The sequence below is a fragment of the Salinimicrobium aquimaris genome (assembly GCF_035607535.1).
Lineage (GTDB): Bacteria > Bacteroidota > Bacteroidia > Flavobacteriales > Flavobacteriaceae > Salinimicrobium.
Map to the genome: position 1 here is coordinate 822,181 of NZ_JAYDZX010000001.1, position 15,813 is coordinate 837,993.

Consider the following 15,813-nt stretch of genomic DNA (forward strand, 5'->3'; position numbering starts at 1 on the left):
AAGCTATTTTATTCTTCCCAGAAATCTGGGGCTATGTTCGATCCATATTTGGTGCAATCCAGACAGCCTGCTTTGGCAAACCTATAGCCGCCCCCCATTTCAAATCCAAAGTACTTCAAAGATCCTACTTTAAGTTGTTCTCCAATCGACTCTCTTTGTGATCGGGTAAGGGTGGGTGGAAATAATACTTCGCACTCAACATGAGCATTAGGTATAAAATCATCCCGATCATAAAAATCCTCAAAGTTGAAAAATATTCTCTTCCGGCTTACCCCTGCAACAGAGAATATTCCTACTACAGGTTCATCTGGATCACTTATGGAAAATATATTCCCATTGATCAATCCCAGCTGATTTTGTGAAAACAAATTCTCAGATTCAGAGAAATCCCGTAGGGTTTGATAGTATGAATAGGTCTCGGCCGAAATTGAAAATTGCCTTACAAGAATACTATACCTGTGTGCGGTTTTATGGCTCTCCCCGGGTATAAATTTTATGAGGTTGGCCTCCAGGTCATTTCCCGACTGTGCATTTGTATTAGCTAATATTACTTCTTTTGAAACTTCGGTAGTATAACAAACGGTTTCTTCTCTTGTCTTTTCTACTTCAACAAATTCTCCATCGATCACCTTAAGATCAAGATTTATTTGATAGGGAGAAACGATCTTGTAGGTCTCCACGAAATCGTATAAATAATATCCTGAAGCTGCCTGGGAAACCTCAACACCAGCCAGAATGGCCACTCCTGTTTCCTCTTCATACGTGGTTTTTTGAGCATATAAGGCTGATATGTTGGAGCTGACAGGGAGTTCTTCCGGTTCAGAGCTATACTGCTTTCCATCTGCCGTCCGGATCTCGAGAGTATATGAAATCCCCTGCTCAGCCCGGAATGGCTGTATAGAAAGATACCTTCCCGGTTCTTCTTCAATAAACTCGTAAAGAGTTGAGTTACCTGTTACCCTTACCGTCGCATTGCTTTCCCGGGAGGGCCCGGTTTCCCCAAGTTTATAGGTTCTGCTAATAAGGATCTCCTGGTGTGATAGTTCATCAGTAATGGTACCTTCAATTACAAGTGCATTTTCATAGGTTTCGGTTTGTATCTCAATAGGCTCTACACAGCTGGAAAACAACGAGACCAATATCACTGTTCCAAGAATCCTCCTTAAACCTTGTAATCGGGTAATCATTATTAGGTATCGTTAAAATTTGAAATTATAAGTTATCGTAGGAACAGGAATAGAGAAAATTGAAGTTTTATAAGCTTTGACCTCTCCATCTTCGGTCACAAAGAAAACCGAATAAGGATTATTTCTTCCAAGAACGTTGTATACAGAAATATTCCAGAAGCTGTGAGCCAGCTTCTCGATCTTATGATTTCCTTCTATGTTTAAGCTCAAGTCTAACCTGTAATAGTCTGGTATCCTGAACTCGTTTCGATCACTATACATCACATATTCCGCTCCATTGTAATTATACTTACCTACGGGATAAGTAATGGGTCGTCCCGTTTGATAGACAAAATTTGCCGAAAGGCTGAACCTTTGGGTAAACTTGTAGTTGGCCACCATGGAAAAATCATGAGGTTTGTCGAAGTTCGAAGGAAAAAACTCCCCGTTATTCACGATCTCTTCATTGAATTCTCCAGCCAGCTTGACAAAGGAGCGTGAATAACTATAGCTCAACCAGCCATTAAGGTCTCCTTTGGTCTTTTTAAGCAGAAATTCACCTCCGTAAGATTTGCCTTTCCCCTGCAGGATCTCGGTTTCAATGGTCTCATTAAGAAAAAGCTGGGCTCCTACCTTATAATCTAAAATATCATTGGAAGTTTTGTAATACCCCTCTAAACTTAATTCGTACATGTTGTTAAACATGTTCTTATATAATCCAAGGGAGTACTGGTTTGCCTGTTGCGGTTTAATGATTGCATCAGAAAGTTTGTAGGTATCTGTAGGCGAAGCAGTAGTATTGGTCGATAGGGTATGTATGTACTGGTAGGTACTGTTATAACTTGCCTTTACTGAAAGATCCTCCTGTAGCAGGTAACGACCGGACACTCTTATTTCGGGGCCTCCGTAGGTCTTGATCACTTCGTTATTTCCATATTGTATCCTGTCCACTACAGAACTTTCCCTACGTGGAGCCCCTTCCTGATAGATTCTCTCTTCGCCTTCTCCCAATGCTGCAAACATTGAGAATCTAATCCCGGTACTTATCAGAAATTTATTATTGACCTCGTAATCATCACCAATGAAGATCGCTGCTTCAACACCTTTTTCCTGGGGCACTTGTCTCGCCTCAATAGGTGATTCTCCACGTGGCTCAATTTCACCCGGATTTACGACATACAATTTCGCTCCCAGGCCGTAATCCAACCTGTGCTTATCATTCAACTTGTACTTGAAATGTGTTTTTACACCTGTTTCATTTATTCCATAACCCGATCTAAAGTCGTTTGTAAATTCACCGGCGTAATCTATATCAAATTTGTATTCGGAATTAGTCACCTGTAGATTTCCCTGATGCCTGTTGTTGAACCTGTGGACCAGGTCCAGAGATAATAACCTGTTGCTGTAACTGTATAGAGAATCCGGGGTTATATTGAATCTGTCATTACTGTAGTACCCCATTACATCAAGGTCGGTATCATTGCCTATCCTGTGGTTGTATTTTGCCACCACATCGTAAAAGGATGCTTCATTGTCCCTAAGGGATTCTTCATCTAAGGACTTCAGGATCCAGTCAGAATAAGTACTTCTCACCCCCACCAGGAGTCCGGCTTCCTCTTTAATAACAGGTACTTCCAGGGTGAGGTTTCCGGTAACCGGACCTATAGCTCCTTCACCGGCAAATTCATTTACATTAGCATCTTTGGTCCTTATGTCAAAAACCGAAGACAACCTGCCTCCAAAATGTGCCGGCATGTGTCCTTTATAAATATCCACTGCTCCCGTGGTGAAGGGATTTAAAGCTGAAAAGAGTCCGAAGAAATGTGCCGGATTATAAATTACTGCATTGTCCAGAAGGATTAAGTTTTGGTCTGCCCGTCCCCCGCGAACATTAAAACCTGCTGCTCCCTCACCTGCAGAAGAAATTCCCGGTAAGGTCGTACTTACTTTAAGGATGTCCCTTTCTCCAAGAACCAGGGGAATATTCTTGATCTCCTCCACATTGATCTCTTCTTTACCTCCACCTGCATCATTGACATTGCTGTCTGGATTGGATTCCAGCACCACCTCTCCCAGTTGCTGAAAATCTTCCTTTAAACTAAAATTAAGCTGACCATCATTGTAAATTACGACCCTCTTTGCAATATCCTCATTCCCAAGTGACCGCGTTTCCACTATGTTCACCCCGGGTGGTAATCTAAGGCTGTAAAATCCATTTTCGTCGGTGACAGTACCTATTTCAGAATTTCTTACAGAAATTGCCAGGTTTGGTATTGGTTGTCCATCTTCAGCGCTAATAACTCTTCCGGTGAGCTGTAGCCTTGATTTACTGCTTGACCTGTTGGCACGACCAATATTAACCGTTTCAACTATGGTTTGCGCTGGCCTTTGTACATCTTCATAGAAAACAGGACTGTATACCTCCTCTTCCTCTACTACCTCGACCTCCTTTTTGCCGAAGAAATTTTCGGGTAGTTCATCGTAAATAACACTGTTTTGGGTAAGGATTATTCTATCGTCCAGAAAATGATAGTTTAAAAGTGTCTCTTCCAGAAGATCGTTCAGGATCTCCTTTAGGCCAGCATCATTGTAAGTACCCGAAAATAATTGTTTCGGAAGCCAGCTTTCATTGAAATAGAACCTATAGTTGGTCTCGCTCTCTATTTGAGTCAAGACTTCCTTAAGCGGAAGATTCGAGAATTGAAGGTCGATACTTTCCTTGTTCTGTGCACCTGCTGTAATAAAAATCAGGAAGAACAGACAGGTCAAAAAGTTTCTCATTGGGCGGCGGCATTTGAGAGGTTTGATAATCTTTGAAACATGGCAACCAGTGCACCATCCTGCTGCACTCTTGCCTGTTTCCTGTAATCCCGGTAATATTCTCTAACTTCTGACTTATGTTCAGGAAAGAGTTCGAGTAGATTCCCCCTGTTCAATTCGTAATAATTGTTCTTGTATTTAAAGAAGTACTCGGAAGATTTTTGTTTGAACTCATAATGTACCAGTTCACGCCTGGAAATTTTTTGCTGTGAAACCCGGTATTTTTTAAGCACCTGCAGCTGTGGGTCTTCATAAAGCAGCTCATAAATCCCTGAAATATCGGAGTCTGCTTCATACACATTTATAAACTTTCTGGAATTGAGATAAAAGCCGTCAAGGCGGTTAGGAAACAACTGAAACTCCGTCTCTCCACGTTGGCTGGGCAGCTTTACCAGGAGAAGATCATCAAATATATTATACCTTACAGGGATTTTGAAGTAAGGCTGACCTTCATAAAAAACAGTAGTGGGAACATACAGATCCGAGCCGAAGAACTTGTGCTTTTCATTGACCATCCTATGTTTCTCGATGTATTCGATACCAGTGAAGATATCGGTGTTCTGGATACCAATGGTGGCATCAAATCCCTCATAAGCTTTCTGCAGCTCTGTCGGAATTTCCTGGGCTCTGGCAGAAAATCCGTAAAGAAAAACTGTAAGTATGAAGGAAAATAAAATTTTGTTGAAGTAGATCATCTAATCTCTTATGATACCTGAATCAGGTAAGGATATTTTCTTAAATCAAGTAGGGTGGACCCAAAACTAAACAAATATTTATAATTCATCATTTTTAACTTAAAAAATAACATATCATAAATGGCCAATAATCAATCGTTCTCAAAGACTGCTAATCTAACATGGCGCAAATCCCTGACCTCTCCCATTTTTAGCGAACGAAATTCTAAAAAAAACAATTTTTAAAGATGTCACCTTTGGCATTCATTAATAAAAAATTGATAATTCCCCTGTTTATTCTTTCCAGAATTCCGGAGCTGTATTTGAACCGTAAAGGGTACAATCTACACAACCGGCTTTAACGAATCTGTACACATTCGCAGGATCTGCCACTTCGTAACCCAGATACTTTATGTCTCCAATTCGCAGCTGCTCACCTAAGATATTCCTTTGTGCCACTGTAGCAGTAGGTGGCGTTAGAACCTCACATTTTACATGCGAGTCTGGAATGAATTCCTCTCGCCTGTAAAAATCCTCAAAATCCAGAAAGATCCTTCTAGAGCTGACCCCCGCAACTGAAAACATTCCCACCACGGGTTCATCCGGATCATTGACAGAAAAAACATTCCCATTTATGAGTCCCAATTGATTTTGGGAAAACAGGTTTTCAGATTCCGAGAAATCCTTTAAAGTTTCATAATAGGAAAAAGTCTCTTCAGAAATAGAATATTGGCGCACCAATATGCTATACCGGTGGGCTGTTCGGTAATTTTTGCGACCCATGAACTTGATCAAATAGGCTTCCAGTTCATTGCCGCTTTGGAGATTTGTGTTTGCCAGCAATACCTCCTTAGACGCCTCTGTAGTATAACACACGGTCTCCTCACGGGTTTTGGGAACCTCCACGAATTCCCCGTCTATAACTTCCACGTCAAAGTTGTAGGAGAAAGGAGAAACGATCTTGTACGTTTCTGAGAAGTCATATTTAAAATATCCTGAAATGGCTTCAGGCCCGCTAACATCCACAAAAATGCCAATGCCCGTTTCCCCCTCTAAAATGGTTTTCTCAGCATAGAGAGAAGTTATTTCGGAGCTTTGAGGTAGTTCTTCTGGTTTTGAGGAATATTTAGAACCATTTGAGGTGGTGATATCCAAAGTGTATTCTTCACCCGTCTCGGCACGAAATGCCTCCACAGACCTATATAAGCCTGGGGCAACTTCAATAAATGAATAGACATTTGTCCCACTCAGAACTTTGACCTCTGCATTCCTTTCTTTTAATGGGCCCTGCTCTTCAAGTGGATAGGTGCGACTTAAAAGAATTTCCTGTAGCGAAAGTTCATTCGAAATAGTACCTTCAATCACTAAAGCATTTTCATAAGTTCCTGTTTCTATATCAATCGGCTCAACGCAACCGGCAACAGTTCCCAAAAGAGCAACAATTAGGACCCTTGTCCATAAATTAATTTTTTTTCTCATTTGCTCTGGTATTGGATATTCTCCAAAACTACTTATTAAATTTTGGATCTATTGATAAGAACCTTCAAGGTTAAACCGAAGTTGTTATAAAAAAACAGGCTTCAAAGGAATTTTTATTTTTCCTGCCAGAAGTCTGGTGGGACATTGGAACCGAAAACGGTACAGTCCACACATCCTGTCTTAATGAACCTGTAACCCACTCCCATTTCAAAACCCAGGTATTTAAGCGAGCCATTTTCTAATTGTCCTCCAATTGCCTCTCTATCGTTCACAGTTGATGTGGGTGGATACAGCACCTCACATTTCACATGTGCATCTATTCCAAAATCCAGATCCCCATAGAAATCTTCAAAATCAAAAAAGATCCTTTCAGAACTTACCCGGGCCACAGTGAAAATCCCCACTACAGGCTCCCCGGGATCACTTACAGAAAAAACATTTCCATTGATCAAGCCTAATTGGTTTTGGGTGAACAGGCTCTCGGAATCCGAAAAATCCTTTAAAGTTTGATAGTAAGAATAACTCTCTTCAGAAATGGAGAACTGGCGCACAAGGATACTATAGCGGTGAGCTGTTTTAAAGTGGGAGAATTCCATGAATTTTATTAGAAATGCATCCAGGTCACTTCCGGCCTGTACATTTGTATTTGCAAGAAAGATCTCTTGTGATTCTTCGGTCACATAGCAAATGGTCTCTTCCTTTGTCTTAGGAAACTCCACAAACTCACCATTAACGACCCGCGCATCAAGATTGAATTTGAATGGGGAAACGATCTTATAGGTTTCAGAGTAGTCATACCTGTAATACCCTGAAGTTGCTTCGGGCCCGGTAACATCAACTAGGATTGCAACTCCGGTTTCGCCTTCAAAGTTTAATTTTTCAGCATATAGAGAACTTATTGTAGAACCCTGGGGCAGTTCTTCAGGCTCAGACGAATATTCGTCTCCGTTTGAAGTTGTGATCTCCAGGATATACTGCTCTCCCTGTACTGCCTTAAAAGGTTGAACAGAGCTGTATCTACCCGGTTCCACTTCAGAGAATTGATAGACGTTTGAGCTGCTAACTACTCTCACATCAGCATTCCTTTCCAAAGAAGGACCGCTTTCTTCAAGAGGATAAGTGCGACTCAAAAGAATTTCCTGATGGGATAACTCATTTGTTATAGTACCCTCTATTACAAGCGCATTCTCATAGGTACCTGTCTCAATTTCAATAGGCTCAACACATCCAATTACAGATCCCAACAGAGTGAGCAGCATGATTATTTTATAAGCATCTTTAATCTTTTTTATACGCATACACTCTTTTTAATTATGGATATCCTCCAAAACTACTTAAATATTTAACAGTTCAAGGGGATAAGATTAAAAATGATTATGGGTCCTTTTAAAATAATGAACCCCGCAAATTGCGGGGCTTAAAAATGTCATTTTTGAAACCTTAGTTTCCGGAGAATACCGGCTGCCTTTTAACTCCAGGCCCGAATAGGAATGCATCAACAGAGAACCTACCGCCGCCAAGGATGAGCAGAACAATGTAGGACAGGAGGTAATGCAGCCCCAGTTCCTGGTTGGCAAAAGGATCATTGGCATGAATTACAAAAACCGCAATCATCATAGTGACCACCAAAGGAATAGCAGCAATTCTGGTCCCCAGACCAATGATCAACAGAACAGAACAAAAAAATTCAGCAAAAACTGCCAGTCCTAAGGAAAGTGCCGGACTCATTCCCATTACACCCGGGAACTGGATCTCTCCACCCGCAAGCAGCATTTGCAATTTAGGAAATCCGTGCACCAGCATCATAGCACCTATTCCCAATCTTAGGATAAAAAGCACCACATCGACCTGGATAGTAGCGAAATCGGGGTTAAATATCTTTTTCATGTTTGGATAAGTAAAAGGAACCGGAACGGATATCTATAGTAGGGGGACAACCGTCACCGGCTCCATCATTAATTTCTTAGCTCCTTTTAAACTCGGCATCTACATCAATAAGAACCTCATCACTGAGGACAGCTTCCGGAAAACCGGGGCCAAGATCAAAGTCCGATCTTTTTATGGTTCCGCTTATTGCAAAGCCGGAGATCTTGTTGCCTTGTTGGTTTTCCACAGTACCGCGGTGCCACACGTCCAGGGTGACAGGCTTTGTGATCCCATGGAAGGTAAGGTCCCCGGTTACTTTGTATTTACCCTCTCCTACTTTTTCTGAGGAAGTGCTCACAAAGGTCATTTCTGGATACTTTTCGGCATCAAAGAAATCGGCATTTCTTAGGTGGTTGTCTCTCATTTCCACTCCGGTGTCAACTGAAGGCACTTTGATCTCTACTGTGTATTTAGCATCACTAAAATCTTCCTCAGCAGCTTCGATAGTGGCATCAAATTCCCGGAAAAGCCCTTCAACCTCTGAAATTCCCATGTGGGTGATCCCAAAAGAAACCTGTGAGTGTGCCTTATCGGCTTTCCATGTGTCCTGGGCAAAAGCTGTGGTGCTCAAAAGAGCAATAATTAGAAAAGAGAATATTTGTTTCATGTTCTTCATTTTAAAGGATTAATTGTTATTTATTGTTAGTTGTTAATTGTTAATTGCTAATTGCTAATTGTCTCTTCAAGTGTTTGTAAAAAGACTTCTACCGGCTGTGCTCCCGAAACCGCATAGCGATCATCAAAGACAAAAAAAGGAACTCCCCTTACCCCAATATTCCGGGCCTCCAGTTCATCCTGCTTAACCTCATAAGCAAAGGCATCTGAATTAAGAATCTCCCTGACTTCAGCTTCCTTCATTCCGATAGAAGCAGCCACAGAGATCAAAACTGCGGTATCATCAATATTCTTTGCCTCTTCAAAATGAGCTTTAAAAAGAGCTTCTTCAATTTCATCTCCCAGCTCTTGCGTCTTCGCCATTTGGATAAGTCGATGCGCCTTAAAGGAATTAGCCAGTACGCCTTTTTCAAGATCGAAGTTAAGCCCTACTTCCCCGGCCATTTGTGTTGCGCCGCTTAGCATTTGTCTTGCCTGCTCTGCAGTAACTCCTTTGGTTTCGACAAAATAGTCGATAACATTCATGTCTGTTCGTGTTTCTAATGAGGGATCCAATTGGAAGCTCTTCCAGCTGATCCTCACTTTATCCTTCTGCGGGAATTGCTCCAGCGCAGCCTCCAGTTTCCTTTTACCTATATAGCAAAAGGGACATCGAACATCAGACCATATTTTTATTTCCATAACTCTTTATTTTCCTTGTATCCTGCAGCTTCGAAGAAATCCCTTACTGTCTCATTCACTTTAGCTTTCCTTCCAAAAATGCCAAATTCTGCCTCTGCCAGTTTAAGCTCTACTACCTGGGAATGCGGCAGTAATTCCTGAAAACAGAATTTTTCACCCGATTTTTCATTCTCTTCCAGACTGCTAATTACAAGCACCGGTTTTTGTGTGGCAACTTTTCTAATTCTCTCTAAAAGTTCAGGTTGAATTTCATCGGGTCGTATGAAAGCAATGGCATCAGCTTCCCAGCACCCTTCCTTTTCGCAGCTGAGAAATTCTACTTCGGCCGCTGTCGAAAGCTCCTTCAGCTCCTGCGCAAGCGTAGGATTTTGACGGGAGATAAACAGCAGGCGCAAGTCCTGCTGTACAGCCGCTTTTGCCAGGCCCGGGCAAAATTTCCCGGTCTCCCCAATAATTGCTACTGTTCTCTTTCCCATCTTATTTTTTATTACGTAGTCTAACAGCCTCTTTTAAGCTTGCTTTACAAACTGAACTTCAACATTCAGCTTGATTTGATCTCCCAAAACCACGTTACCTGCTTCGGTAACCGCATGGTAGGTCAAGCCAAATTCCTTACGGCTAATTTTTCCCGACACCGTTAGTCCGGCCTTTGTTTGCCCGTAAGGATCCACAACCACGCCTCCAAACTCCACATCAAGAGTAACAGGTTTAGTCACGTCTTTTATAGTAAGTTGTCCTTCTACAGTATCACTGTTCACGTCAAAAGTTTCCGCTTTGAAAACCAGGTATGGATGCTTTTCTACCTCAAAGAAATCCCCAGATCTTAGATGCTCATCTCTTTGCTCATTACTGGTGTCTATTGATTTTACATCTGCCTTGAATTCGATGTCTTTCAATTTCTGAAATTCCCCTCCTTCACTTTCAGCTGAACCTTCAAAAACCTTAAACTTTCCGGTAACCGTTGAGATCATAAGGTGCTTTACCTTAAAAGTCACTTCACTGTGAGTTGGATCAATAGTCCATTTTGTTGTTGCAATGCTTTCAGTCTTTGTACTCATATCTTCTGTTTTATTTTTAGAATTAATTACAGCACAAATTTACAGCCGCACAGCCCTGTGACCAATGACCTATGATAATAAATGAATGTGATCTATGTCACAGTTTTTATAAAAAAGCCTGATAGTGAAGTTAGTACCCCACCTGAAGAAGGTGTCAAAAATGACATTTTTGGGAAGTATTTTAAGAACCCGAAGCCATCTGGCTGCGAATGCGACTCAGGGTTTCACGCGTCACTCCCAGGTAAGAGGCGATCATGTGCAGCGGCACCCGCTGGATGATATCCGGAAATTCTTTCAGGAGTTTTTGGTAGCGTTCTTCGGCAGTAGTACTAAAGGTACCCATTAACCGGCGCTGGGTGGCAATGAGATTGTTCTGGATAAGAATTCTAAAGTAGCGTTCAAAAGCCGGAATTTCATGAAGAAGTTGGTCCCAGGATTCTTTAGTGATAAGCAGCAGTTCACTGTCTTCAAGAGCCTCTATATTATATTCTGAAGTTTCTCCCGTAAGAAAGCTGTAAAGGTCACCACTCCACCAACCTTCGAGTGCAAACTGCAGGATATGCTCGTTCCCCTTGTCATCTATGGTATAGCTCCTAAGCAAGCCCTTCTCTACAAAAGTGGTGTAGATACAAGTCTCCCCTTCTTCCAGTAGAAACCTTCTTTTACGAAGCTTCTTTGGCTGAAACAAAGTTTTGGCATAATCAAATTCCTCATTGGTTATGGAGATGGTATCATTTACCTTTTTCTGAAGAAAATCGAACATTTTATTACTGAAGATTTGTTGTTAAAGATAGATATTATTCCTGAAGACATCCTTTAGATTTATCTCTTCCTCCTATTAAAGAATAAGCTTCTATAATGCCATTTTTGAAACTCCTGAAGCTGAGAACTTTCTGTAATTATCGTATTAAGGCAAAATGAGACTTTAAAGGTGGGATCCATATCCCTCTGCTCTTGCATTAAGGAAAGCCTTCATTCACCTTGGAGAAACCGGATAACCACCCAATTTCGTTTCTTCATGTTTTTCTTGTTATCTTTGGATTTCCCTATAAAAATGGCCAATTCAAAAACATTAAAATGAAAAGACTTGTAATTCTCAGCCTCGCCCTTAGCCTTGTTGCTTGTGGTGAAAATGGTACAAAAGCCGAAAATACCGAACAGGAAACCGACAATGAAATTGTTGAACAGAATGCTCCTGTAACTATTCCGGAAGAAGAAGTCACTACTGCCGAATATGATTATGAGGTAGTCGTACCCGATCTACAGATCGCTTGGGGAATGGCTTTCCTGCCAGATGGCAGCATACTTATTACCGAAAAGAACGGAGACCTTATTCATTTTAGCAACGGCCAGAAACAACAGGTGGAAGGAGCTCCCGAAGTCTATAACCGTGGCCAGGGCGGCTTTCTCGATGTAGCAATTGGCCCGAATTATGAAAGCGAAGGCTGGATCTATTTCACGTACTCTTCTGAAGAAGGAGAAGGCGAAGGCGGAAATACTGCCTTAATGAGAGCAAAATTGGAGAACAACCAGTTGACGAATAAAGAGGTACTTTATAAGGCCACTCCGAATACAACCCGTGGGCAACATTTTGGTTCCCGTATTGAGTTTGACGGACAGGGCCATCTTTTCTTCAGCATAGGTGACCGCGGTGACCGGGATGTTAATCCACAGGACCTTACCCGCGACGGCGGAAAAGTTTACAGGCTTAATCTGGATGGTAGTATCCCACAGGATAATCCTTTCGTAGACGAGCCTGAAGCTGTAGATGCCGTATACTCTTACGGTCACAGGAATCCTCAAGGAATGATCTACAATAACGAGACAGGAGAGATTTGGGTTCATGAACACGGCCCGCAGGGAGGTGATGAGATCAATGTGGTCAAGAAAGGAGCAAATTACGGTTGGCCACTGGTAAGTTACGGGATCAATTACGACGGAACAAAATTTACAGATGAAACCTCAGGGCCCGATTTTGAAGATCCGCTTTACTATTGGGTTCCTTCAATCGCTCCCAGCGGCTTCGTACATGTAACTTCAGATAAATATCCCGATCTAAAAGGAGATCTTTTGGTAGGTTCCCTTAAGTTCCAATATGTGGAACATTTGAGTCTTGATGGTAAAGAAATAACGGCACGTGAAAAGATCCTGGAACAAATTGGCCGCGTTCGTGATATTGTACAGGCTCCTAACGGTGATATCTATGTTTCGGTTGAAGGAAAAGGAATAGTGAGAATAATTCCGAAGCAGGCGTAATGAAGAGATTATTGATGACATGTTTGCTGATGGTGATCTTTGGCTGCAAGAACGGTTCTAAAGAAAGTACCACAGCAATTTCACAGCAGGATTTCTCTCCCGAGGTGAAAGAAAGCATATCCAGTGGCGCAGAGATCTACAACAATTTCTGTGCTTCCTGCCATCTTTCGAATGGCGAAGGGATAAAAGGAGTTTTTCCGCCTTTAAAAAATTCAGACTGGCTGAAAGAAAAGCGGAAGGAATCTATACACGCCGTTAAATTCGGTTTACGCGGACCCATTACGGTCAATGGTGTAGAATATGACAACCTAATGCCGGCGCTTGGTCTTAGCGACCAGGAAATTGCCAATGTCATGAATTATATCTACAGCTCCTGGGGAAATACCCTCAAAGAACCGGTGACCGAAGAAGAAGTTGGCGCCATAGAAAAATAAACAATATTTGATAACTCGGTAAATAATTACCTTTGCCGAAAATTTAGAATATGTTGATTATTGGAATTGCCGGAGGTACCGGGAGCGGAAAAACTACTGTAGTTAATCAAATCATCGAGGAGCTTAAGAACGAGGAAGTTGATGTCATCTCTCAGGATTCTTACTACCAGGATACCAGCCACCTCACCTATGAGCAGCGTACAAAGATCAATTTTGATCATCCCAAGTCCATAGATTTCGACCTGCTGGTCTCGCATCTAAAAGACCTTAAAGCCGGTAAGAACATTCAGCAGCCTGTTTACTCTTTTAAGGAGCACAACCGCACCGGGGAAACGGTCACGATCGAACCTCGCAAAGTGATCATTGTGGAAGGGATCCTTATCCTCACCCACCCCGACATACGGGAAATGTTTGACATTAAGATCTATGTACATGCCGACAGTGACGAGCGATTAATTCGCCGACTCAAAAGAGATATTGCCGAAAGAGGCCGGGACCTGGAGGAGGTTTTGAACCGTTACCAAACCACTTTGAAACCAATGCACCAACAGTTCATTGAGCCCACTAAAGAGTTCGCAGACATCATTATCCCTACCAATCGCTACAATACTGTGGCTGTTGATATTGTTCAGACCATTATACGTCAACGTTTACTCTAATTTTGTATATTTCGGGTTATGAAGTGGAAAGACATCCGCAGTAACAGATGGTTTCGCATCATCGCCAACAAATATACCCTGGTGCTGGTAGCATTCAGTTTTTGGATGCTTTTCCTGGACAGTAACTCCTGGCTTATTCACAGGGAACTGGATCTTGAGATCGACGACCTGGAAAAGAATAAAGAATATTACCTCAACGAGATCTCCCACGACAAAGCTATTATAGAAAATCTGAATGATTCCCTTGAACTTGAAAAATTTGCCCGTCGCGAATATTTCATGAAAAGGGATAATGAAGAGATCTTTATCATTGAGTACAGAGAGGAAGAAGATTAGGTTCTAAAAAAGTGATTTTAGAGGTCCTTTAATTTTATGACAAATGAAAGAGAATTTATTCAGTGAATTTGAAGAAGTATCGGCTAAACAGTGGAAACAGAAGATACAGTACGACCTCAAAGGTGCCGATTACAATGAAAAGCTTGTATGGAAATCCCTCGATGGGATCAATGTAAAGCCTTTTTACCACCAGGACGATTCTGCAGGATCGGTACACCTAAAAACTCCTCTGCAGTGGAATATTACGGAGCAGATCTTTGTTACTTCTGCTGAAAAAGCCAACAAAAGAGCTCATGAAGCACTGCGGAAAGGCGCAGAGAGCATCTGGTTCATATTACCTTCAGAAGAAGTTGACCTGAATGCGCTTTTCGCCGGACTCGATCTTGCCGAACTACCTCTGTACCTCAAGCCGGAATTTGCTTCGGAAGAATTTTTCCTGCGGCTGGATCAACAGGTTAGGCAGGGATCACAGGTATTTCTTCAGTTTGATATTATTGGAAACCTTGCACGTAGCGGAAACTGGTTTCAGGATCAAAAAGAAGATCACAGGGTGCTGGATATCCTGCTTCAAAAATGTAAGAATTTAAAGTCGTTCATTTCCATAGATACAGGGCTTTATCAAAATGCCGGTGCTAACATTCCGCAGCAACTGGCATATGCCATGGCTCACGTAAACGAGTATTTCAATCATATAGCTCAAAAAACTGAGGTGTCAAAAAGGCCAAAATTTCAGTTCCTCGCTTCAGTAGGACCAAATTACTTTTTTGAGATTGCTAAGTTAAGGGCGTTAAGACTGTTATTTTCCACCTTGAGTCACGAGTACGGACTTGATTCCGCATGTGAGATCCTGGCGCAACCCACCCGCCGCAACAAAACATTATACGACTTTAATGTGAACCTGCTTCGCACCACAACCGAAAGTATGAGTGCGGTGCTTGGAGGTGCCAACAGTGTTTGCAATATGGCGTATGATGCTATTTATCACAGAAATAACAGCTTTGGTAGCCGCATTGCCCGTAACCAACTCCTGGTGCTAAAGCATGAGAGTTACTTCGAAAAAGTAGCAAATCCTGCTGAAGGAAGTTATTACATCGAAACCCTAACCCACGAAATGGCCGACAAGGCATTGGATATCTTCAAGGACATCGAAAAAGGAGGTGGCTTTGTGACCCAGTTAAAGGAGGGAATAATTCAGAAGAAAATTTCAGAAAGCGCAGCCAAAGAACAGGAAGAATTTGATGAAGGCAGGCTGGTGCTTGTTGGGACCAATAAATATCCCAACCCACAGGATAAGATGAAAGATGAGCTGGAGCTGTATCCTTTTGTAAAGCAAAAACCGCGAAAGACTTTACTACAGCCGGTGATTGAGAAGCGTTTATCAGAAAAATCGGAACAGGAAAGGCTTAAGAAAGAAGAAAGTATTAACAGCGAAGAATAAATATGAGCAGAAAGGATCTACAGCATTTAAAGCTGAAAAACACAAAAGAAGATTCGAACACCCCTGAAAAAACCTATGAATTTCAGGCTCTGCCTCACCTCAATTTCGCTGCCGGAATACCTCCTTTTTTGAGAGGACCATACAGTACCATGTATGTGATGCGTCCATGGACCATCCGCCAGTACGCCGGCTTTTCCACTGCCGAAGAAAGCAACGCCTTCTACCGAAGAAATCTCGCTGCAGGCCAAAAAGGTCTTTCTGTAGCTTTTGA

At 42.0% G+C, this 15,813-nt stretch carries 17 protein-coding genes; 6 read left to right on the forward strand and 11 right to left on the reverse strand.

The features are described 5' to 3' along the window. Positions 1–8: 8 nt before the first annotated feature. The 11 genes from VR862_RS03760 to VR862_RS03810 all read right to left on the reverse strand — a co-directional run bounded on the left by VR862_RS03760 (position 9) and on the right by VR862_RS03810 (position 11,182). Positions 9–1,187: a DUF4249 domain-containing protein gene (locus VR862_RS03760; RefSeq protein WP_324719609.1), complete on the reverse strand. Its 1,179-nt coding sequence runs from the start codon at positions 1,185–1,187 to the stop codon at positions 9–11. 12 nt (positions 1,188–1,199) lie between these two features. Then, positions 1,200–3,947, reverse strand: coding sequence for a carboxypeptidase-like regulatory domain-containing protein (locus tag VR862_RS03765; RefSeq protein WP_324719610.1), 2,748 nt, complete (start codon positions 3,945–3,947; stop codon positions 1,200–1,202). Continuing rightward, entirely contained in the window at positions 3,944–4,681 is a 738-nt protein-coding gene (locus VR862_RS03770) for a hypothetical protein (protein ID WP_324719611.1), read from the reverse strand. The genes VR862_RS03765 and VR862_RS03770 overlap by 4 nt, the downstream gene beginning before the upstream one ends. 273 nt (positions 4,682–4,954) lie before the next feature. Beyond that, on the reverse strand, positions 4,955–6,139 hold the full coding sequence (locus tag VR862_RS03775; RefSeq protein ID WP_324719612.1) for a DUF4249 domain-containing protein: 1,185 nt from the start codon (positions 6,137–6,139) through the stop codon (positions 4,955–4,957). A 113-nt stretch (positions 6,140–6,252) separates the two neighbouring features. Further along, positions 6,253–7,437, reverse strand: a complete 1,185-nt coding sequence (locus VR862_RS03780) for a DUF4249 domain-containing protein (protein ID WP_324719613.1) — start codon at positions 7,435–7,437, stop codon at positions 6,253–6,255. Between the two features lie 142 nt (positions 7,438–7,579). Next, a complete protein-coding gene (locus VR862_RS03785) occupies positions 7,580–8,026 on the reverse strand; it encodes a DoxX family protein (protein WP_324719615.1) in 447 nt (148 codons plus the stop codon). Between the two features lie 76 nt (positions 8,027–8,102). Continuing rightward, on the reverse strand, positions 8,103–8,672 hold the full coding sequence (locus tag VR862_RS03790) for a YceI family protein (protein ID WP_324719616.1): 570 nt from the start codon (positions 8,670–8,672) through the stop codon (positions 8,103–8,105). Between the two features lie 56 nt (positions 8,673–8,728). Continuing rightward, complete coding sequence (locus VR862_RS03795; RefSeq protein ID WP_324719617.1) at positions 8,729–9,361, reverse strand: DsbA family oxidoreductase; 633 nt, start codon at positions 9,359–9,361, stop codon at positions 8,729–8,731. Continuing rightward, positions 9,352–9,837 carry a hypothetical protein gene (locus VR862_RS03800; protein ID WP_324719618.1) on the reverse strand — a complete coding sequence of 162 codons (486 nt, stop codon included), beginning with the start codon at positions 9,835–9,837 and terminating at the stop codon, positions 9,352–9,354. The genes VR862_RS03795 and VR862_RS03800 overlap by 10 nt, the downstream gene beginning before the upstream one ends. Before the next feature lie 33 nt (positions 9,838–9,870). After that, positions 9,871–10,419: a YceI family protein gene (locus VR862_RS03805; RefSeq protein ID WP_324719619.1), complete on the reverse strand. Its 549-nt coding sequence runs from the start codon at positions 10,417–10,419 to the stop codon at positions 9,871–9,873. A gap of 181 nt (positions 10,420–10,600) precedes the next feature. Continuing rightward, the gene (locus VR862_RS03810) at positions 10,601–11,182 is read right to left on the reverse strand and encodes a Crp/Fnr family transcriptional regulator (protein ID WP_324719620.1); all 582 of its coding nucleotides are present in this window, start codon (positions 11,180–11,182) and stop codon (positions 10,601–10,603) included. Between the two features lie 314 nt (positions 11,183–11,496). Here VR862_RS03810 and VR862_RS03815 point away from each other — a divergent pair, with 314 nt between their 5' ends. The 6 genes from VR862_RS03815 to VR862_RS03840 form a co-directional block, all read left to right on the forward strand. Then, on the forward strand, positions 11,497–12,675 hold the full coding sequence (locus VR862_RS03815) for a PQQ-dependent sugar dehydrogenase (RefSeq protein WP_324719621.1): 1,179 nt from the start codon (positions 11,497–11,499) through the stop codon (positions 12,673–12,675). Further along, entirely contained in the window at positions 12,675–13,109 is a 435-nt protein-coding gene (locus tag VR862_RS03820) for a c-type cytochrome (protein WP_324719622.1), read from the forward strand. Before VR862_RS03815 ends, VR862_RS03820 begins: the two co-directional genes overlap by 1 nt. 50 nt (positions 13,110–13,159) lie before the next feature. After that, the gene (udk, locus tag VR862_RS03825; RefSeq protein ID WP_324719623.1) at positions 13,160–13,768 is read left to right on the forward strand and encodes a uridine kinase; all 609 of its coding nucleotides are present in this window, start codon (positions 13,160–13,162) and stop codon (positions 13,766–13,768) included. 18 nt (positions 13,769–13,786) lie between these two features. After that, positions 13,787–14,104, forward strand: a complete 318-nt coding sequence (locus VR862_RS03830; RefSeq protein ID WP_324719624.1) for an FtsB family cell division protein — start codon at positions 13,787–13,789, stop codon at positions 14,102–14,104. A 43-nt stretch (positions 14,105–14,147) separates the two neighbouring features. Further along, the gene (locus VR862_RS03835; RefSeq protein ID WP_324719625.1) at positions 14,148–15,542 is read left to right on the forward strand and encodes a methylmalonyl-CoA mutase subunit beta; all 1,395 of its coding nucleotides are present in this window, start codon (positions 14,148–14,150) and stop codon (positions 15,540–15,542) included. A gap of 2 nt (positions 15,543–15,544) precedes the next feature. Then, positions 15,545–15,813 (forward strand): methylmalonyl-CoA mutase family protein (locus VR862_RS03840; RefSeq protein ID WP_324719626.1); only part of this gene is annotated, 269 nt, incomplete at its 3' end.